The organism is Bacteroides sp. ET225 (genome assembly GCF_024733745.1).
Taxonomy (GTDB): domain Bacteria; phylum Bacteroidota; class Bacteroidia; order Bacteroidales; family Bacteroidaceae; genus Phocaeicola; species Phocaeicola excrementipullorum.
Genome location: NZ_JANRHN010000036.1, coordinates 12,409 through 33,461 on the forward strand (window position 1 = coordinate 12,409; position 21,053 = coordinate 33,461).

Sequence of the window (21,053 nt, forward strand, 5' to 3'; positions counted from 1 at the left end):
GCTTTTCCAGCGACAGATGCGGGAAATATCTCCGCCCGAACCAAGCCGAATGACGGACCAAAGCCATGCTTCTGCCGGGAGAAAAAAAGGCAAACGGCGGAAATATCTGTGAAAAACAAGAAAAACCATACAGCACCTTTGCTTTATTTCTACATAAGGATTATCTTTGCCAATACTAAAATTTAACAAGAAGGATATCTCGTATCCATTGTGTAATTATTTAACCAACTTATCAAACATGAACAACAAACGAGTAATGGACCATGCGGCAAACAACATCCGCATTCTGGCCGCATCAATGGTTGAAAAAGCAAAATCCGGCCATCCGGGAGGAGCAATGGGCGGAGCCGACTTCATCAATGTGCTCTACTCCGAGTTTTTGCAATACGATCCCCAGAACCCGAAATGGGAAGGCCGCGACCGTTTCTTCCTTGACCCCGGACACATGGCGCCTATGCTGTACGCGCAACTGGCACTAATCGGGAAATTCACGCTGGACGAACTGCAGCAGTTGCGCCAATGGGGCTCTCCCACTCCGGGACACCCCGAAGCTGACGTGGAACGCGGTATAGAAAACACATCCGGACCGCTGGGACAGGGACACGTGTTTGCCGTTGGCGCAGCCATTGCCGCAAAATTCCTTGCAGCACGCACGGGAAACCCGACTTTCGCAAAAGAAACAATCTACGCATATATCTCCGACGGCGGCATCCAGGAGGAAATCTCTCAGGGAAGCGGCCGTATCGCCGGACATCTCGGACTGGACAACCTGATCATGTTCTATGACGCGAACGAAATCCAGCTCTCAACCGAAACAAACGCCGTCACAACCGAAGACACGGCGATGAAATACCGTGCATGGGGATGGAACGTTCTCGAAATCGACGGAAACGACTGCGACGAAATCCGCAAGGCTCTCACCGCCGCCAAAGCTGAAGACAAGCGTCCGACCTTGATCATCGGACACTGCGTCATGGGCAAGGGCGCACGCAAGGCAGACAACACTTCATACGAACACAACTGCAAGACTCACGGCGCTCCGCTGGGAGGCGACGCTTACAGAAACACGATCGTCAACCTGGGAGGAAACCCGGACGATCCGTTCGTGATTTTCGATGACGTGAAAGAGATGTATGCAAACCGCGCAGAGGAACTGAAAAACGCTGTAGCAGCACGCCACGAGGAAGAAAACGCATGGGCGGCAGCTAATCCGGAGAAAGCCGCACAACAGAAAGAGTGGTTCAGCGGAGCAGTACCCAAAGTTGACTGGGAGCATATCCAGCAGAAGGCGAACGATGCAACACGCAACGCTTCGGCAACGGTGTTGGGCGCATTGGCCCAGCAGGTGTCCAACATGATCTGCGCATCGGCCGACCTCTCCAATTCCGACAAGACCGACGGCTTCCTGAAGCAGACGCACTCGTTTGTCCGCGGAGATTTCAGCGGCGCATTCTTCCAGGCCGGCGTGGCCGAGCTGACAATGGCCTGCTGCTGCATCGGAATGGCGCTCCACGGAGGCGTAATCGCTGCCTGCGGAACATTCTTCGTATTCTCCGACTATATGAAACCGGCAGTCCGCATGGCTGCACTGATGCAGCTGCCCGTGAAGTTCATCTGGACACACGACGCATTCCGCGTGGGTGAAGACGGACCGACTCACGAACCGGTTGAACAGGAAGCTCAGATCCGCCTGATGGAAAAACTGAAAAACCACCACGGAAAGAACTCCATGCTGGTTCTCCGTCCCGCCGACGCTGAAGAAACCACCGTATGCTGGAAAATGGCAATGGAGAACACAGACACCCCGACAGCGCTGATTCTCTCACGCCAGAACATCAACATGCTTCCGGAAGGAACCGACTACAGCCAGGCTGCCAAGGGAGCATACATCGTTGCAGGCTCTGACGAAAACCCGGACGTGATTATGGTTGCATCCGGATCCGAGGTTTCCACACTGGTTGCCGGCGCAGAGCTTCTGCACAAGGACGGCATAAAGACACGCGTTGTTTCCGTTCCGTCTGAAGGACTGTTCCGCAGCCAAAGCAAGGAATACCAGGAAAGCATCATCCCGACAGGAGCCAAAGTGTTCGGACTTACCGCCGGCCTGCCCGTCAATCTGTTGGGACTGGTGGGAGCAAACGGCAAAATCTGGGGACTGGAATCATTCGGTTTCTCCGCTCCCTACAAGGTGCTTGACGAAAAGCTCGGCTTCACGGCAGAGAATGTATATAACCAAGTAAAGTCAATGCTCTGATGAAAGTGATAGGACTGGCTTCCGACCATGCGGGATTTGAACTGAAGCAGTATGTAAAGAAATGGCTGGAAGCAAAAGGATGGGAATACAAGGACTTTGGTACGTATACTGCCGACAGCTGCGACTATCCCGACTATGCGCATCCGCTGGCTGCGGCTGTGGAAAAAGGCGAATGCTATCCCGGGATAGCCATCTGCGGAAGCGGCGAAGGAATCAGCATCACCCTCAACAAACACCAGGGTATTCGCGCCGCTCTGTGCTGGATTCCTGAGATAGCCCATCTGGCACGCCTGCACAACGACGCCAACATATTGGTTATGCCGGGACGATTTATCGATACGGATATGGCCGACAAAATCATGACCGAATTCTTCAGCACTTCTTTCGAAGGAGGACGGCATAAGGCACGCATCGACAAAATTCCCGTAAAATGACACCGGACAACCGTTGAACGGACGCAAGGGGAACGGCGGACAAAAACCGCCTTCCCTCTACTATACTCAAAGCAGATTGACGTAAACAGGAACAGATATTTTTAAATTGCGTTAATCTGTTTTTTTTGATACCATCTCTTTTACTATGTTTGTAAACAAATTTATGCAACCATGAAAAAATACCTATTCATCTTGCTGGCTCTGCTCCCGCTGCTGGGATCGGCCAAAGACAAGAAAGACAACTCAGACCCGAAATACCTGGCCGGGGCTGTTACGACAGACGATGAAGGCAAAGTCTGCTTCACCAAAGAAATCAGCGTTCCGTCATTGTCGAAAGCCAAACTGTTCGACATCATGCTCAGCTGGGCAAACAACCGCTTCAAGCAGAACGGCGACCTGATAAGCCGGGTGGTCTATACAAACGAGGAAAAAGGAGATATCGCGGCTACCGCTGAAGAGTATATCATATTCTCATCATCCGCACTTTCGCTCGACCGGACACGCATCTATTACCAGTTTTTCATCAACGTGAATGAAGGCGCATGCAAACTCACCATGACGCGCATCCGTTACTGGTATGACGAAAACCGCGACGGAGGACAGAAATACAGCGCAGAAGAATGGATTACGGACGACATGGCGCTGAACAAGAAGAAAACCAAACTCGCCCCCATCTGCGGAAAATTCAGACGGGAAACCATCGACCTGAAAGACGACCTGTTCAAGAGCGCAACGGATGCCGTCGGCGAACATACGCTGGCCAATGCTGCACAGGCAGCGGTTGCGATGCAACAGCCGGCAGCCGCTCCAAGCATTACGGGCGAACTCAAAGACGTGAAACTGGAACAGCTTCCGGCCAACTTGAACGAGATAGCTGCAAACGGCAAGATTACGCTCACTGCAAACGAAGAGGAAGTGGAAATCAAGGCCGAAAACTGGGGAGGCTTCGGAAAACTCTTCAACAAGGATGTGGCCTATACGCTGATCGACCAGAGCCGGATTGCCGTAAGCGCAATGGCGGAACATGCCGACACTTATACGGTTTCGTTCTATATGCCGGGGGCTGCACAGCCCAGTGTCATCATCACGTGCAAGAAATCCATGTCGAAAGACATGAGCGCCGATGAACTAAAGACGCTCAGCCAGTCGATAGACACATCAAAATCATACAAGATGTATATCGGTGAAATCACCCGGATACAAATGAGATGACAGCCGTTGTGCGGCGGCGGAAAAACGGGACTCCATCAGACGGAGCTCCCGTTTTTTTTATTTTCCGTAAAAGAGGTACAACCCTCCGTAATCCGGATACAAGCATTCTGTATCAATAAAGCTAATTTTGCATCAGAATCTTTAAGAAACTGTTTTGAATTTATCGTGTGCTGATTTGGGATGAGTTTTTGAGGCATTTCCGTTTGTGTGATGAGGAAGATAGCGGGCTATCTGACGAAGAACAGAAGCGGAAAAGACCAAAAAATAGCCCAAAGCACACACGAAAACGAATACATCAAGCCAAGAAAAACTTTTTGGAGAAATTCAAAACAGTTTCTTATTATAATCCGCGTAAATCTGCGGTAAAAAGGCACTCACCCGAACTCAATCCCTTCTTTTCCCTGCGTGATTTCCCCGTGCCTGTTCTTCGCCACGATCAGCTCACGCCTCGGCGAGCCGCCGTTATCCGGACACCACAGCATCAGCACCAGGTCGGCATCCTGCTCGATCGCGCCGCTCTCGCGCAGGTGCCGGAGCTCCGGACGGTGGTCATACGACGACTCGACCTGACGGTTCAGCTGGCTCGACACGATTACCGGGCAGTCCAGCATACGGGCCAGCGACTTCAGCTTGCGGGTACACTCCGACACCTCCTGCTCGCGCGTCCTTCCGTGCTTCGCAACCACCCCCAGCAGCTGAAGATAGTCCACAATCACCAGATCCACTCCCCGCTTCGCCTTCATCCCCTTCGCGATGCAGCACAGCTGGTCGATGCTGATGTACGGCGTGTCGTCGATATACAGCGGCAGGCCTCCCACCCGCTTCAGCGCCAGGTCCAGACAAGCCATGTCACTCTCCGAAACGATTCCGCGCTTCACCGGCCTGTAGTCAATCCCGCTGTCAACGAGCAGCATCCGCTCGCCCACCTCCACGTTCATCATCTCCAGCGTGAAGAACAGCACAGTGTATCCCTCCTTCGCCGCCGTCGTAGCGAAGCGCAGGTCAAGCTGCGTTTTTCCCATGCCCGGACGCGCGGCTGTCAGAATCAGGTTTCCCGACTGCCACCCTCCGGTGATCTCGTCCAGCTTCGGGATGCCCGTCGGAATGCCGGTCACTCCCTGCCTGCTGCCCGACACACGCCTGCGTATGCGCTCCATCGTCAGCTCCATCACCTCGTCCACCCGCTTGAGGTGACTCTCCAGCGGCGAGCGGTTGAGCAGCAAGTCCAGCTCCTTCTGCAGGCGGATCACCTGCTCCAGCACGTCGACGGTCATATCCTCGCACCCGGCAATCTCGGCCGAAAGGATCTTCCACAGCTCCCTGCGCACGTAATACTCATACAGAATCAGGCAGTGGCGCTGGATGTGCGCCGACGAAAGCATCGTCCGCGTCACGGTGACCACTCCCAGCGGACCTCCCGCCCGCTCGAGCGTCCCCAGTTGCCTGAGCTCTTCCGTCACTACCAGAATGTCGATGGGTTTGTTTGCGTTGAATGCCGACACGACGGCCTCATAAATCAGCCGGTGCTTCTCGATGTAAAACATATCCGGATTCAAGCCTCCCAGGACTTCTCCGGCAACCGCCGTGTCAATGAGCAGCGCGCCCAGCACAGCCTCTTCAATTTCTTCGTTGTAGATCATTTTTTCAAAATTTAAAGTCAACTTTTTTGTTTTTACCACAGAGGGCACAGAATTATTTTTACCGCGGATTGACGCAGATTATCCTCTAACTCCTTCTTTAACTTCTCTAACTCCTTTAACTCCTCTAACTTCTTCTTTAACTTCTCTAACTCCTCTAACTTCTCTAACTTCTTCCCTAACCGCAAACCAACAACCTACCTCATGAAGCTCCTGTACTTCAGGTAATTCAGCCCCGTCCGCACATGCTCCATGCTTGCCAGCGAATAGAAATAGTCCTCCATCCGCTCCACCGCCAGCACACGCTCCTCCGGTGTCAGTGCGGTCCAGGCGTGCATGGCAAGAAACCGGTCGTGCGGTGTCAGGCGCGCACGCTGGTGGTAAAGCCTCCAGAACTCGTCGAAGTCCGCCTTCTCCCGCTCGCTCATGAGCGCCTCGCCCACCGACTTCGGCGAAATCTCCCTGCGCCGCAGCCGGCACGTTTCCTCATAGTTCATCCACGTAAACAGCGACGATTCGCGGTTGCGGTAACTCATCTTCAGCAGCAGCGCCCGCTTCAGTTGCCCCAGCAGGCGCAGCGTCCGCTTTTTCGACCAGTGCAGCTCTTCCGAAAGGCCGCTTACCGTGGCGTACATCTCTCCCATTTTCAGCCCCCCTTCTCCGCCCTCGTCGTCGTAGCAGCAGCGCAGCAGAATCATCACGCAAGCCTGCGCGTCGTTTTTCACAGGCGTGCTGTCGAACATCAGTTCCAGCAGCCTGCGAGGCAGCACAATCTGTCCCCCTCTTCTCGGATTTTCCAAAACAGCCATCAAATGTTTCATAGTCAGTAAAATTTTAAAATCAGAAATGCGACTCCATTCCGAATCACGGCACAAATATCAGCATTATAAAATTAAAAATATAGCCATGGATGGCTATGCCGCATTTTTTATTTGATTTAATCAAAACTTTAAACTAAATATGTTAAGCTTTTCGGAGAGAGAATTCTTTCGGGAGCGGTTATATTTCTGTTTTACAGAAGGTTAAGTTCTGTTTTTGTTGCAACCGCCTCAGGACGTCAAGGGAGGGTACCACGAAAGTCACACTTAAATCACTGTTTATTAATAGGTTACGAGCACGAGGGAACCACGAACGACACCACGAAACCTCAAACACACCTTATTAATAAAGAAAAAATAAAGAAAGAAACCCCTACCCCTTTGAATTTTGCTTCTTCGAGAAACGGGAGAAAGGCGATTTTTTTCGCCAAAGTGAAATTTAATGTAATTTAAACTTTAGACTTATGAAAAAAGGCATCTACAAAAGCGTCAGTCTGACCGAAGAAGAAAAAATGGAACACGCCGTTCTGGTATGCAGCTTTTTCCGCTCCACATTCAAGCGGCTGTCCGTCACCATCACCGAACTGACGATCATCACGGGGCTGACCAGCCATGCGTTCACCGACCTTTCCCGCAACTTCAGCGTGAAGACCCTGGCGCTGCTGTCGCTCGGGATGATGGAAGTATCGGAACGGTCGATCAGGATAACAAGGCTTCTTGCGCTGGCACGAACGGCAATCCACACGAGGCAATCGCTGGTTATCCGGCTGGCCGACGACACCGACACGCTCCGGCAAGGAGAGCACGTGCTTATCGGTCCGGCAAAGAGGCGCAGGAAACGGGGCTGAGCGGGCCGCAAGGTTACGGCTCGCCCAGGTATCTGACAATCAGTTCCACCTCCGGCCGGAGGAAGAACCACCGGTTTTTCACATACCCGGCTTCGGTCAGGGCAGCGTGCAGTGCCTCGCAGCGCCTGATCCAGCGGTTGAGATTGTTTAGTGCCTGTTTTTTCGCCGCGTACGGGAAGTAAAGCTGTGCAAGCTCACTTTTTCTGTACACTCTCATGCGGAAGGGTCGTTCGTCCGGCTCTTCCGCCATTCTTTTCAAATAGCTGATTCTTTCCATAGTCACATGAATTTTTCGTTTAATCCACCATAAATATACTGATTTTCTGTGAATTATGCAAGGAATTGGGGAAAGAAGTTGGGGAAGGAGTTAGGAAAGAAGTTAGAGGAGTTAGAGAAGTTAAAGGAGTTAGAGGAGTTAAAGGAGTTAAAGAAGTTAGAGGAGTTAGAGGAGTTAGAGGAGTTAGAGGATAATCTGCGTCAATCTGCGGTAAAAAATAACCCCGTGATACTCTGTGGCCTCTGTGGTGCCCCCCAAACATAACGGGTAAAACAACATCACTTAACGGGTTATTTTGAGTTAAATGATGGGAAAAATAAAAAAAAATACCCCATCACTTTGAACAATAGATAAAATGGCTTATTTTTGCACCCGTGTGGAACAATAAACCATTTTACCCGCCCCAAATGGGACAGGTAACGGCGAAGCCTACTTATACCGCAACTTATTAAGATAGAATTTGTAACCGATTTGTAACAGCAGAAAAAACTGCCACAAATCAAAAACTCTACAAGCATTCATGAAAGTATTCAAACTGCTCTGCATGATTGTCCTCACAGCGCTGACGGGCGCATGCACTTCCTACAAAAAAGTTCCGTATCTCCAAAACTCGGAAACAGTCGACTTATCCCAACTTCCCAAATCACTTTATGACGCGAAGATTATGCCGAAGGATTTGCTCACCATCACGGTAAGTACCACGGATCCGCAGGCGGCAGTGCCGTTTAACCTGACGATTCCGAATGCCATAAGCCTCTCACAAAGCAACAATCTGACATCCCAGCCTGTACTCCAGCAATACCTGGTAGACAACGATGGCAACATTGACTTCCCCGTTTTGGGAAAGCTCCACATCGGCGACATGACCAAGACCGACGTGGAAAAGATGATCCAGCAAAAGCTGCAGCCTTACCTGAAAGAAACGCCTATCGTAAACGTGCGTATGGTCAACTACAAGATTTCCGTATTGGGCGAAGTAACACGCCCCGGCACCTTCACCGTTTCGAACGAAAAGGTAAATATTTTTGAGGCTCTTGCCCTTGCAGGCGACATGACCATCTGGGGACAGCGCGACAACGTGAAGCTGATGCGTGAAGACAGTCAGGGTGAACGGAAAATCGTGGAACTGGACCTGAATGATGCCAATGTAGTCGGCTCGCCCTATTTCTACCTCCAGCAGAACGACGTGGTTTATGTCACGCCGAACCAGAAGAAAGCCAAGAACTCCGATGTCGGCACACAGACCTCTTTCTGGTTCTCCGGCGTATCGATACTCATTTCTCTCGCCACGCTGATCGTGACGCTGACCAATTAAAAGCGGCTCTTTCAGGAGGGTGTGTCAAAACAGAATTTAGCTCCATCGAAAATAATGTCATGTTGAACGAAGCATTTTGATCAGGATGACAGAATGAAAGCTGATTTATATTTTCACCTGCTTTAATAAACCGTCAATCATTAATTACCAAAATTCAACAACCAAACTGCAATGAAAGAAGAACTCTATACCGACTCGTTCGAAAATGAAGAAGAAAAGCCCGTAGACTACAAGGCCATCCTGATGGAATACCTGATGTACTGGCCCTGGATTGTGGGGTGCGCAGCAGCGGCACTGATTATCTGCTTTATATACCTCCGCTTCCAGACGCCTGTCTATAACGTCAACGCCACGGTGCTTATCAAAGAGAGCGACCCCAAACAGGGCGGTTTCGGCAGCGGCATGATCGAAGACATGCAGTCGCTCGGCATGATTTCCATGGCGAGCAAATTCGACAACGAGGTAGAAATCATCCAGTCGCGCAACCTGGTGCAGAAGGTGGTCGAGAAGCAGAACCTGTACATCCATTATGCACAGAAACGCAGTTTCGGCTATCCGACCGAACCGTATAAGAACAGTCCTGTCAGCGTATGGATGACTCCGCAGGAAGCGCAGAAGCTCTACGCTCCCCTGAAAATGGAAATCACCCGGCAGCCGGACGGATCAGCCGACGTTACCGCACGCTACGTAAGCGAACGGGAGGGCGACGAGCAGGAAACAACCCAGCATTTCGACAAGCTGCCTGCCATACTCAACCTTCCTGTGGGTGTCGTAACGCTCGCCGACAATACCCTGCCCAAAGACACGCTGGCAAAGGCTCCCGAAATCAAGGAAGCGCTTGCGGTGGAAGCGACCATCCAGTCGCCCGTTTCTGTAGCCGCAGGCTATAAAGCCAGACTGTCGGCCGAACCCACCAGCAAAACCACCAGCATCGTGGCACTGAATCTGAACGAAACGAACACCGCGCGGGCTGCCGACTTCATCAATACCCTCGTGGCACTCTATAACGAAGATGCCAACAACGACAAGAACGAGGTGGCAAGCAAAACCGCTGAATTCATCGACGGGCGTATCCAGATCATCAACAAGGAACTGGGAACGACCGAGGCTGAACTTGCCAGCTACAAGCAGCAGGCAGGGCTGACCGACCTGACCAGCGACGCCCAGCTCGCCTTGCAGGAAAACTCACAATACACGCAGAAGCGTGCGGAAAACAGCACCCAGCTCCGGCTGGTCGAGTTCCTGCAGGGATACATCAACAACCCCGAAAACGAATGGGAGGTGATACCCGCCAATGTGGGATTAAGCGACCAGGGATTGAGCAGCGCCATCGACAACTACAACCAGATGCTGATCGAGCGCAAGCGCCTGCTCCACACTTCTTCCGAAAATAACCCTGCGGTGAAGACACTGGATGCCGGCATCCGTGCCATGCGCGTCAATGTGCAGACCACGGTAGAGAGCGTGAAGAAAGGGCTCCTCATCACCCAGTCTGACCTCAACCGTCAGGCGGAACGCTACGAATCGCGCATCAGCAGCGCCCCCCAACAGGAACGCGAACTGGTGAGCATCGCGCGCCAGCAGGAAATCAAGGCGAACCTCTACCTGATGCTGCTGCAGAAGCGTGAGGAAAACGCCATCACCCTTGCCGCTACCGCCAACAACGGACGTATCATCAATACGCCGATGGCAAGCAGCGCTCCGGTATCGCCCAACGGGAAAATGTACTACCTGGTTGCCCTGATACTGGGCATTGCGCTTCCAGTGGGATTCCTCTACCTGCGCAACCTCCTCAAGTTCAGGATTGAAACCCGGACCGATATCGAGAAGATAACCAGCATCCCGGTAATCGGCGACGTGCCCCATACCGACCTTTCCAAGGAAAACCCCATCGTGATCCGGGAGAACAAGAACGACCTGATGGAAGAGATTTACCGCTCCGTCCGCACCAACGTGCAGTATATGCTGCGCCCGGGCGAAAAGGTCATCCTTTTCACTTCCACCACTTCGGGCGAAGGCAAGAGCTTCAATGCGGGCAACCTTGCCGTCAGTCTCGCCTACATGGGCAAGAAAGTGATTATCGTCGGACTGGACATCCGCAAGCCGGGACTGAACAAGGTGTTCAAGTTGTCGCGCAAGGAACGGGGCATCACCCAGTATCTTGCCGATCCGACCCTGCCGCTGGAAAGCCTCTGGCAGCAGTCGGAGGTTTCGCCCAACCTCTACATTCTCCCCGGCGGACAGGTGCCGCCCAATCCGACCGAGCTGGTGGAACGCGACGCGCTGAAGAAAGCCATCGACACGCTCCGCGAACGCTTCGACTATGTAATCCTCGACACCGCCCCCATCGGCATGGTGACGGATACGCAGATCATCGCCCGCCAGGCGGACATGAGCATCTACGTCTGCCGCGCCGACTATACCCAGAAGGCAGACTTCGAGATAGTCAACGCCCTCCGCGCCGAGAAGAAGCTCCCGAACATGTGCATCCTGCTCAACGACATAGACATGAACAAACGCCAGAACGGCTACTACTACGGCTATGGCAAGTACGGCAAATACGGCAAGTACGGCTATGGCAAGAAGTACGGTTACGGATATGGCTACGGATATGGGAAGTAGAGTTGGAGTTAAATTAAAGGAGTTAAAGGAGTTAAAGGAGTTAGAGGAGTTAAAGGAGTTAGAGGAGTTAAAGGAGTTGAGAAGTTAGAGGAGTTAGAGAAGTTAGAGAATAATCCGCGTAAATCTGCGGTAAAAAAATAAACCCCTGTGATACTCCGTGCCCTCTGTGGTAACAAGGAGTTAAAGAAAATATACAAAACGACAGCAAGTCCGAAATATATAAAAAAACGATTATAACATGAAGTCAACAGCTGAATATCTGGCATTATTGCGACAATATAAAAAAGCAAAAGCCATAGCATATGGAATAAAGATGTTAGGCATATTTGGCTCTGTAGCCCGAAACGAACAGACTGAGGACAGCGATATTGACATCGTTTATGAAGGTGAAGCAAATATCTTGCTTCGCTCCCGTATCCGTACAGAACTTGAAAACCTGTTAGGCTGTAAAGTTGATTTGATACGCTTCCGAAAGCAAACAGAAAACACTCCATTCGGACAAGCAATCCTCAAAGATCTCATTCTCGTATGAACATAGAACAACGAATATGTCAGATGTTGGGGCGCATAGAGGAATCAAATCATTATTAAAGGAGTTAAAGGAGTTAAAGAAGTTAGAGGAGTTAGAGGAGTTAGAGGAGTTAGAGAATAATCCGCGAAAATCCGTGTAAATCCGCGGTAAAAAACAAAAAACGCCAAACGATGACAAAAGAAACTGTATATTTGGATATTCCGCAAAATGACATTGCTTTTTTAAAGGAGCTTGTCAAAAAAATGGGTTGGAAGCTGCATTTCCAGAAGCCAGCAATAATTTCCACAACAGACAAGAGCGTAGACGAACTTTACGGCTGCATCCAATTGCCCAAAGATTTTGACTACAAAAAAGAGTTGGAAGAAGAACTTAAGAAAAAATATTTATGAAACGGATATTTCTTGACACCAATATTGTCATTGACTATCTGGCAAAACGAGAGCCTTTTGCTGAAGATGCATACCAACTTTTCTCAAAAGGAAAATCCGGCAAATATGAGCTATGCATATCTTCTCTATCTTTCACTACTATTTTTTACGTACTGAAAAAAATATGCGAGCATGATAAACTCATGGGGCTGTTAGAAAAGCTACAATCTTTGTCTGATGTTCTTCCGGTAAATGCTGAAATCATACAATCCGCAATAGAATCAGATTTCACAGATTTTGAAGATGCAGTACAATATTACTCAGCAACGGCAGCCGGTTGTCAAGTCATAATAACTAGAAACGCAAAAGATTTTACAACAGCCAATATACCAGTATATACTCCTGCTGAATTTCTAAATATTCAAGATTAAGCCAGTAAAAAAAGAAGTTAGAGGAGTTAGAGGAGTTATAGAAGTTAAAGAATAATCCGCGAAAAAAAATAAAACCCTGTGGCACTCCGTGCCCTCTGTGGTAACAAGGAGTTAGAGGAGTTAGAGAAGTTAGAGGAGTTAAAGAATAATCTGCGAAAATCCGCGATAAAAATAAAAAACCTGTGGCACTCCGTGCCCTCTGTGGTGAACAACAATAAACAAACAGTATGAAAGGAATTGTATTAGCCGGCGGCAGCGGCACACGCCTCTACCCCATTACGAAAGGAGTCAGCAAACAACTGCTCCCCATCTTCGACAAACCGATGATTTACTACCCGGTATCCACACTGATGCTGGCAGGAATCCGGGACATTCTGATCATCTCCACCCCAACAGACCTCCCTGCATTCAGACGGCTGCTAGGTGACGGAAGCAATTTCGGCGTGCGGTTTGAATATGCGGAACAACCTTCTCCCGACGGACTGGCGCAAGCCTTCCTCATCGGAGAACAGTTCATCGGAAACGATGCGGTCTGCCTCGTGCTGGGCGACAACATCTTCCACGGCAACAGCTTCACCGTCATGCTGAAAGAAGCGGTCAGAACTGCCGAACAGGAAAGCAAGGCCACCGTATTCGGCTACTGGGTGAGCGATCCCGAACGCTACGGCGTGGCGGAGTTCGACAAAAACGGCAACTGCCTGAGCATTGAGGAGAAACCCGAGCACCCCAAGTCAAACTATGCGGTGACCGGACTTTATTTCTACCCGAACAAGGTGGTTGAGGTGGCAAAGGGCATCAAGCCTTCCGCACGCGGCGAACTGGAAATCACCAGCGTCAACCAGCGTTTCCTTGCCGACAAGGAACTGAAGGTGCAGACCCTCGGACGCGGCTTTGCATGGCTCGACACCGGCACGCACGACTCCCTTGCCGAAGCGTCTACCTACATTGAGGTGATCGAAAAGCGTCAGGGACTGAAGGTGGCGTGTCTGGAAGGCATCGCCTACCGCATGGGATGGATCACTGCCGAAAAGCTGCGCGAAGAGGCACAGCCCATGCTCAAGAACCAGTACGGACAGTACCTGCTGAAAGTGATCGACGAGGTACAGCGCACAGGAGAAGCGAACCTCGATTAATTGTATTTTTATAAAACGCAGACTGGCACAGATTAGCGCAAAATGGAAAAAGATTTGATCTGCGTAATCTGCGGTTAAAGACACGGACAACAATGAACATCATCAAAACTGAAATAGACGGCGTGGTAATTATCGAGCCGCGCCTGTTCAAAGACGACCGGGGCTATTTCTTCGAGTCGTATTCCGAAAAAGACTTCAACGCCCAGGTGCGTGAAATCAGGTTTGTACAGGATAACGAAAGCAAGTCCTCCTACGGCGTGCTGCGCGGCCTGCACTTCCAAAAACCTCCTTATGCGCAAAGCAAGCTGGTGCGGGTGATCAAGGGTGCCGTGCTCGATGTGGCGGTAGACATCCGCAAAGGCTCCCCCACCTTCGGCAAGCACGTGGCCGTTGAACTGACTGAAGACAACCACCGCCAGTTCTTCATACCCAGAGGCTTCGCCCACGGATTCAGCGTGCTCACCCCCGAAGTCATCTTCCAGTACAAGTGCGACAACTTCTATGCTCCCCAAAGCGAAGGCGCACTGGCATGGGATGATCCGGACCTCGGCATCGACTGGCGCATCCCGTCCGACAAGATTATCCTCTCGGAAAAAGACAAGCACCATCCCCGCCTGAAAGACGCGGAATGGCTCTTCGATTACAACGAACAATTGTATTGATTAGGAGGAGTTAAAGGAGTTAGAGAAGTTAGAGGAGTTAGAGAATAATCTGCGGTAAAAATAACTCCGTGCCCTCTGTGGTAAAAAACAAAACAAAACAAACATGAACATCCTAGTAACCGGAGCAAACGGCCAGCTCGGCAACGAAATGCAGCGCGTGGCAAAAACCAGCTCCAACCATTACATATTCACTGACGTAGCCCAGCTCGACATCACCGACCGTGAAGCCGTGCTGAGAGCCGTAAAAGACAACAGCATACAGGTCATCGTGAACTGCGCCGCCTACACCAACGTGGACAAAGCGGAAGACGACAGCGAAACCGCCGACCTGATCAACAACAAAGCGGTTGAGAACCTGGCAATCGCAGCCAGAGAAAATGACGCGACCCTCATCCACATATCCACCGACTATGTGTTCAAGGGCGACCGCTGCACCCCCTGCCGGGAAGACTGGGAAACCGATCCGCTGGGAGTATACGGCATCACCAAGCTTGCCGGAGAAAAGAGCATCGAACGCACCGGATGCCGGCACATCATCATCCGCACCGCTTGGCTCTACTCTCCTTTCGGCAAGAACTTCGTGAAGACCATGCAGAAGCTCACCGCCGAGAAGGACAGCCTGAAAGTGGTGTTCGACCAGGTGGGCACCCCCACATACGCCGGCGATCTGGCAGACGCAATTGCCCGCATCATCGAAACCGGACAGCTCGGCAAGCAAGGCATCTACCACTTCAGCAACGAAGGCGTCTGCTCGTGGTACGACTTCGCCAGGGAAATCTGCGAGCTGAGCGGCAACACCTGCAACATCCAGCCCTGCCACAGCGACGAGTTCCCCAGCAAGGTGAAACGCCCCCACTTCTCCGTCCTCGACAAGACCAAGATCAAGGACACCTTCGGCATCGAAGTACCCTACTGGAAAGACTCGCTGAAGAAGTGCATCAGGGAGCTGGCGGCCAACAACGGGCAGTGACATCCTACCCTTCAGGGTACCGGAATACGCTGAAGGAACACAAATACAATACGAAAGAATATGGACTGAAAAAGCAGCAGGCAATATCTTAGATTTGAGGGGACTAAGAACGCTGCAATACGCTGCGTTCGTTGTGGGGAAGATGTGAAAAAGATATTGGTTTGTGGTTGAAAAATAGAATTCAGTACAACTCCTTCCACGGAATCTTACGAAAAAGCACCCCATATTGAAAACAGTTCACAACCTATTTATAAGTAATAGTTGAATAATTGTCTAAAAGTCAAAACACTGTGATATATTGTATCCTTGGTGATAAATATTAATATCAATGTATTTATGAAAACAATAATCATTACCGGCGGTGCCGGATTCATTGGCAGTCATGTGGTACGCCTGTTCGTCAACAAATATCCTGAGTATCACATCATCAATCTGGACAAACTGACTTACGCCGGCAATCTGGCTAATTTGAAAGACATTGAGAGCAAGTCCAATTACACCTTCGTGAAAGCCGATATCTGCGATTTCGACAAAATGCTGGAGCTGATGCGGCAATACCAGGTTGACGGGATCATCCATCTTGCAGCAGAAAGCCATGTGGACCGAAGCATCAAAGATCCGTTCACTTTTGCACGCACCAATGTAATGGGCACGCTTTCACTTCTACAAGCAGCCAAAATCTACTGGGAAAGCCTGCCTGAAGGATACGAAGGCAAACGTTTCTATCACATTTCTACCGATGAAGTATACGGTGCATTGGAAATGACCAATCCGGAAGGAATTGAATCACCGTTCACGACCAAGGCTTCATCCGAACATCACCACGCATACGGAAGCGAGTTCTTCACAGAAGAAACCAAATACAATCCCCACTCCCCCTATTCGGCAAGCAAGGCAAGCAGCGACCATTTTGTCCGCGCTTTCCACGACACCTACGGAATGCCGACCATCGTAACCAATTGCTCCAACAACTACGGTCCCTATCAGTTCCCCGAAAAACTGATTCCGCTGTTCATCAACAATATCCGCCACCGCAAGCCGTTGCCTGTCTACGGCAAAGGCGAGAATGTGCGCGACTGGCTGTACGTGGAGGACCATGCACGAGCTATCGATCTGATTTTCCACAAGGGAAAAGTGGCTGACACCTACAATATCGGCGGCTTCAACGAATGGAAAAACATCGACATCATCAAGGTAGTCATCAAGACAGTAGACCGCCTGCTGGGCAGAAAAGAAGGCGAAGACATGGATCTGATCACTTACGTGACAGACCGCAAAGGACATGACATGCGTTATGCCATCGACTCACGCAAACTGCAGCGCGAACTGGGATGGGAACCGAGCCTGCAATTTGAGGAAGGAATTGAGAAGACCGTACGCTGGTATCTGGACAACCAGGAATGGATGGATAACGTTACTTCGGGAGATTACCAGAAGTATTATGAGGAGATGTATAAAGAAAGATAAAATGCAAAGGGCATCCAATATCGAACTTATCTCTATTTTGATGTCCCTTGTACATTACATGTATAAATAAGATGAAGATATTATATATCGGGACTCCTAAAACCTATCAGTTCTACAAAGAAGGAAAGAATCCCTCCCATTGGCTATACGGTGCCGTGGAAATGGAAAAAGACGGACATCAAGTAATCTGGGAACAAGAAAATTCTAATTTCCTCAACGACTATAAATTGGTAAGAAGATACAGACCGGATTTGGTATTCATCCCAAATCTGAATATCAGGAATCATGCTTTTCTTTTATTTCTAAAAAGAATCGGAATTTATCGGAAACCTATAATCGCCTTCCTGCATCATACTCCAAAATCTGGGAAAACAAAATTCGTCTATTCTCTTCTGCTAAAAGCTTTGAACCATTGTTTCTTTCTTTCAAAGAAGACAATGGAAGAAACAATCAACGGAGGATATATCAATAAAGATAAATGCAGCGAGCCAGGATGGGGTCCCGATAGAAATTTCTATGCCAAGATATCGACAACGAGCGGTGATTATTTTATCTCAACAGGAAAAGAAAACCGAGATTTCGATTTGCTGATAGATGTGTTCAAAGAAACAAAAGCACCATTGAAAATCATCACAGCCCAGTCACATGCCGGCAGCGATTATACGAACTTAAAAGAGAAATGCGCACCAATCTCCAACATAGAAGTTATCATAACTGAAAACTCAGGAGAAGTTTATCCGATGATGGTGAAAGAAATGGCCAATGCTAAAGCCATTGTTTGCCCACTGCGACAAGACAAGCTGAACTATTGTGTCGGATTATCCACAATCGCAGATGCTGAAGGATTGGGAAAACCGCTGATTATAACAAAAAATCCTTACCATTCAGAGAAACGCACTGAGAATTACAATGCGGTAACGACTAAACAAGAGTGGATCCATTCTATAAATTTATTAAAGCGACAAAAAACTATAGACTATTCTATACAAAAGTGCTATCAAAATATGAAACAATATATAAAACCAATCTGAAATGAAAACAATTTTATGGATGTATGAAAAAGAGCTGAATCCAGAAGACGGTGGAACAGAACGGATTTCAGACTTAACCATGAAAGGATTGAGCGAAAAAGGATATATTTGTATGGGCTTTCTTGAGTTTCATAAAAATGATAACAGTATCATATACCACAAACAACAAATTTCAAATGTCTATAAATTCCTAACCGACAATAAAATAGATATTGTAATTAACCAGTTAGGATACGGGGATTGGCTATTGAAACGGTTCTATACGGAAGGAGGTGAACAATGGAAAAAAGAAGGTGGAAGAGTTATTACTTGCCTTCATTTTGACCCCAAACAACCACGCCAAACTAGACGAACCATCTTTCATAATTGGAGAAAAAAAACAAACAAAGAAAAAATTGATGCCATAAAACGCTATCTGATTGCTCCCTATTACGAAAATAAGGAAGAAAGAAGTATCAAAAACATTTACAAATACTTGTATGAAAACTCCGATTATTTCGTAATGCTTTCAAAAACTCACTTTCCTTATTTCACATCGTTATTAAAACTAAATGACTATAAAAAATTACGAGCCATCCCGAATCCATTAACTTTCCCTGATATATCATCGCCAGATATTATACTAAACAAAAAGAAACAAGTTCTTGTCGTAGCGCGTATGAGCGAATATCACAAACGTATCTCTTCTGCATTAAAGACTTGGAAGATAATAACTCAAAAATATTTAATCAATGATTGGGAACTTATTTTAGTTGGAGATGGTCCAGACCTTCAGCAATATAAAAACTATGCAGAAAGAAACAATTTAAGCGGAATAAGATTTGAAGGACAAAAAAATCCCAATGACTATTATAAGAATGCTTCCATTTTTCTTATGACCTCATCAGCTGAAGGATGGGGACTGACTCTAACGGAAGCTATGGAAAGAGGTGTGCCCAGTGTAGTTATGGAGTCTTCTCCTGTTTTTCGCGACATCATAGATGATGGAAAAACAGGTTTCATTGTTCCAGACAATGAACTGAAAACATTTATTGACAGATGTCTGCTTCTTATAAGAAATCCACAGAAGAGAATGGAAATGGCAAAAAACTGCTTATTAAAAGCAGAAGACTTTACTATTGATAAAACAATCAGCCTATGGAAAGAAATCCTCAAATAAGCTCTCCAAATAGAAGTTACAACGCCTTTGACTGCATCAAAGTCTTTACTATATTGCTAGTTATATTAGGACACATAACTAGAATATATTCCCCCAACAGTTCTTTTCCTCATGAAGAAAATCGAATAATTTCATTAATAACCTACGCCATCTACTCATTTCACATGCCGTTATTCATTTTTGTAAGCGGTTGTATATATGGTTTAGGACGTAAAAAAGGAAAATATGAAAAAACATCTGATTTCATGATTAATAAATTTAAAAGGCTAATTATCCCTTATTTATCATTTGGAGTTTTAGTGTTGGCTCCTTGCTTAATTTTTACCCAATTGACATCAAAATCATACATTAACTATCTCCTGTCAGATTTATTAATTGGAGGTGATATCAAACATTTATGGTTTCTCCTATCATTATTTGAGATGTTTATTATTGCGCATATACTGAAGCCTATCCTGATTACTAAACCATTTTATGTATTCGCAGCAAGTATCTTTTTCCCTATTATAATAGACGTTCATAGTTGGGGAGGACAATTTAACATGACATTCAAATTCTTGCCATATTTTCTTTTGGGATATTACATAATTTTTAAAGACAAATGGAAAACTAAATTAAATTGGACAACAACAACACTGCTATGCATACTTATTCTTGGAGCGATGTTCATCCAAATAAAATATCCTTCAATAGGTTACAAATATGGAATAATGGATAATATCATAGCTTTTCCAATAATTTTCATCATCTACAATATTACGTCACAGAAAATAAGACTAAATGCAAACCGCCAATATTATCAAATACTTTTAAAAGACAATTTCGGGATTTATCTATTCCATCCTATGATTATATATGTTCTATATTACTTACATGTATTTGATTCACTAAATTATTATATACAGATAATACTGATATTCTGTATCACATCCTTTATTTCTATTGTCATAACATCATGCATCAAGAAAACAAGGCTCAAATTTATTATAGGAGAATAAACATTATGAGAAAAATAACTATTGACAGCATATCCATTCAAGATAAAACAATAACGGCAAATCTGACAATCGACGGCAATAAGGAAAAATTAATTACAACTGTCAATGAAGCTTGCCTTCCTTATCTGTGTATTGATCGCATTGATGCATACGTCATGGGATTTATGCATTTTGCGCTAAAGAACGGATATGATTTTGAATCATCATTACCCATCACAGAAAGCTTATATTACAATCTGAATTATAATTACATCGATGCCTTATTGAATAGTAATCCGCATCTGCATCGCGTTATCATAAATGCACCCATAATCACTGATATCAAAGAAACTGAAAAAAAAGGAAATCTGGTAGCTACGGGTATCTCCTGCGGTGTAGACTCCCTCTATACAATAGCATCACATGCAAAAGGAGAAAATTCTATCTCCTCCAGTAATTGCAATTCATTCATAATAAACTCTTTATGCTTCTTTAATGTGGGTGCAGCAATGAAATCAGCAGATGAAATAGATAATTATCTGTCAAAAGGCAGGTTTTTACTAGCTGAATCTTTTGCACAAGAATATAATTATAAATTTCTACATGTACAAAGCAATATTCATTTTTTAATCCATCAATATAGCTCAAATGGTTACTCTCATGTAGAGAATCATACTTTTATGGCTTTATTTTGTATACTACATCTCCAATATGGAATGTCTAAATACTATTATTCATCAGGGCTTTCCATTTCTGAATTCAGCATCAACAATAAGAACAATGAAGAATTTGATTCTGCCCACTATGATTTATTCACTTTAACTATGGCTTCCGTAAACAACATGAAATTATATTCGACAGGAAGTGCAACCAGCAGACTCAATAAAATAAAACTATTAAATTCAT

General features: G+C 47.2%; 21 protein-coding genes. 18 read left to right on the top strand and 3 right to left on the bottom strand.

Annotated elements, in window-relative coordinates:
* The first annotated feature begins 238 nt into the window (after nucleotides 1-238).
* The 3 genes from NW212_RS12750 to NW212_RS12760 all read left to right on the top strand — a co-directional run bounded on the left by NW212_RS12750 (nucleotide 239) and on the right by NW212_RS12760 (nucleotide 3,900).
* Nucleotides 239-2,254 (top strand): transketolase, encoded by a 2,016-nt coding sequence (locus NW212_RS12750; RefSeq protein ID WP_258339019.1) that lies wholly within the window; start codon nucleotides 239-241, stop codon nucleotides 2,252-2,254.
* A complete protein-coding gene (gene rpiB, locus NW212_RS12755; RefSeq protein WP_258339020.1) occupies nucleotides 2,254-2,688 on the top strand; it encodes a ribose 5-phosphate isomerase B in 435 nt (144 codons plus the stop codon). The genes NW212_RS12750 and rpiB overlap by 1 nt, the downstream gene beginning before the upstream one ends.
* A 171-nt stretch (nucleotides 2,689-2,859) precedes the next feature.
* Nucleotides 2,860-3,900, top strand: a complete 1,041-nt coding sequence (locus NW212_RS12760; protein ID WP_258339021.1) for a DUF4468 domain-containing protein — start codon at nucleotides 2,860-2,862, stop codon at nucleotides 3,898-3,900.
* 374 nt (nucleotides 3,901-4,274) lie between these two features.
* On the opposite strand, the gene NW212_RS12765 is transcribed toward NW212_RS12760, so the two are convergent.
* Nucleotides 4,275-5,540 carry a replicative DNA helicase gene (locus NW212_RS12765; RefSeq protein ID WP_258339022.1) on the bottom strand — a complete coding sequence of 422 codons (1,266 nt, stop codon included), beginning with the start codon at nucleotides 5,538-5,540 and terminating at the stop codon, nucleotides 4,275-4,277.
* A gap of 194 nt (nucleotides 5,541-5,734) precedes the next feature.
* A complete protein-coding gene (locus NW212_RS12770) occupies nucleotides 5,735-6,358 on the bottom strand; it encodes a hypothetical protein (RefSeq protein WP_258339023.1) in 624 nt (207 codons plus the stop codon).
* Nucleotides 6,359-6,819: 461 nt separating this feature from the next.
* On the opposite strand from NW212_RS12770, the gene NW212_RS12775 reads away from it, so the two are divergent.
* A complete protein-coding gene (locus NW212_RS12775) occupies nucleotides 6,820-7,203 on the top strand; it encodes a hypothetical protein (RefSeq protein ID WP_258339024.1) in 384 nt (127 codons plus the stop codon).
* Nucleotides 7,204-7,216: 13 nt separating this feature from the next.
* On the opposite strand, the gene NW212_RS12780 is transcribed toward NW212_RS12775, so the two are convergent.
* Complete coding sequence (locus NW212_RS12780) at nucleotides 7,217-7,480, bottom strand: DUF4248 domain-containing protein (protein ID WP_375337993.1); 264 nt, start codon at nucleotides 7,478-7,480, stop codon at nucleotides 7,217-7,219.
* Between the two features lie 48 nt (nucleotides 7,481-7,528).
* On the opposite strand from NW212_RS12780, the gene NW212_RS12785 reads away from it, so the two are divergent.
* From NW212_RS12785 to NW212_RS12845, 14 genes are all read left to right on the top strand, one after another.
* Nucleotides 7,529-7,744 carry a hypothetical protein gene (locus NW212_RS12785; RefSeq protein ID WP_258339025.1) on the top strand — a complete coding sequence of 72 codons (216 nt, stop codon included), beginning with the start codon at nucleotides 7,529-7,531 and terminating at the stop codon, nucleotides 7,742-7,744.
* Nucleotides 7,745-8,000: 256 nt separating this feature from the next.
* Nucleotides 8,001-8,795 carry a polysaccharide biosynthesis/export family protein gene (locus NW212_RS12790; protein WP_258339026.1) on the top strand — a complete coding sequence of 265 codons (795 nt, stop codon included), beginning with the start codon at nucleotides 8,001-8,003 and terminating at the stop codon, nucleotides 8,793-8,795.
* Nucleotides 8,796-8,966: 171 nt separating this feature from the next.
* Entirely contained in the window at nucleotides 8,967-11,417 is a 2,451-nt protein-coding gene (locus tag NW212_RS12795; protein ID WP_258339027.1) for a polysaccharide biosynthesis tyrosine autokinase, read from the top strand.
* Nucleotides 11,418-11,655: 238 nt separating this feature from the next.
* Entirely contained in the window at nucleotides 11,656-11,949 is a 294-nt protein-coding gene (locus NW212_RS12800; RefSeq protein WP_258339028.1) for a nucleotidyltransferase family protein, read from the top strand.
* 170 nt (nucleotides 11,950-12,119) lie between these two features.
* Nucleotides 12,120-12,338: a hypothetical protein gene (locus tag NW212_RS12805; protein ID WP_258339029.1), complete on the top strand. Its 219-nt coding sequence runs from the start codon at nucleotides 12,120-12,122 to the stop codon at nucleotides 12,336-12,338.
* Nucleotides 12,335-12,748 carry a PIN domain-containing protein gene (locus NW212_RS12810; protein ID WP_258339030.1) on the top strand — a complete coding sequence of 138 codons (414 nt, stop codon included), beginning with the start codon at nucleotides 12,335-12,337 and terminating at the stop codon, nucleotides 12,746-12,748. The genes NW212_RS12805 and NW212_RS12810 overlap by 4 nt, the downstream gene beginning before the upstream one ends.
* A 227-nt stretch (nucleotides 12,749-12,975) precedes the next feature.
* Nucleotides 12,976-13,881: a glucose-1-phosphate thymidylyltransferase RfbA gene (rfbA, locus tag NW212_RS12815; RefSeq protein WP_258339031.1), complete on the top strand. Its 906-nt coding sequence runs from the start codon at nucleotides 12,976-12,978 to the stop codon at nucleotides 13,879-13,881.
* Nucleotides 13,882-13,973: 92 nt separating this feature from the next.
* Nucleotides 13,974-14,543, top strand: a complete 570-nt coding sequence (rfbC, locus tag NW212_RS12820; RefSeq protein WP_258339032.1) for a dTDP-4-dehydrorhamnose 3,5-epimerase — start codon at nucleotides 13,974-13,976, stop codon at nucleotides 14,541-14,543.
* Nucleotides 14,544-14,646: 103 nt separating this feature from the next.
* A complete protein-coding gene (rfbD, locus tag NW212_RS12825; protein ID WP_258339033.1) occupies nucleotides 14,647-15,513 on the top strand; it encodes a dTDP-4-dehydrorhamnose reductase in 867 nt (288 codons plus the stop codon).
* Nucleotides 15,514-15,849: 336 nt separating this feature from the next.
* Nucleotides 15,850-16,980, top strand: a complete 1,131-nt coding sequence (locus NW212_RS12830) for a dTDP-glucose 4,6-dehydratase (RefSeq protein WP_258339034.1) — start codon at nucleotides 15,850-15,852, stop codon at nucleotides 16,978-16,980.
* A gap of 71 nt (nucleotides 16,981-17,051) precedes the next feature.
* On the top strand, nucleotides 17,052-18,011 hold the full coding sequence (locus NW212_RS12835) for a glycosyltransferase (protein WP_258339035.1): 960 nt from the start codon (nucleotides 17,052-17,054) through the stop codon (nucleotides 18,009-18,011).
* Nucleotide 18,012: 1 nt separating this feature from the next.
* Nucleotides 18,013-19,170 (top strand): glycosyltransferase, encoded by a 1,158-nt coding sequence (locus NW212_RS12840; RefSeq protein WP_258339036.1) that lies wholly within the window; start codon nucleotides 18,013-18,015, stop codon nucleotides 19,168-19,170.
* Nucleotides 19,149-20,168: an acyltransferase family protein gene (locus NW212_RS15335; protein WP_375337994.1), complete on the top strand. Its 1,020-nt coding sequence runs from the start codon at nucleotides 19,149-19,151 to the stop codon at nucleotides 20,166-20,168. Before NW212_RS12840 ends, NW212_RS15335 begins: the two co-directional genes overlap by 22 nt.
* Before the next feature lie 5 nt (nucleotides 20,169-20,173).
* Nucleotides 20,174-21,053: hypothetical protein (locus NW212_RS12845; RefSeq protein ID WP_258339037.1), on the top strand; the 880-nt coding region annotated here is incomplete at its 3' end.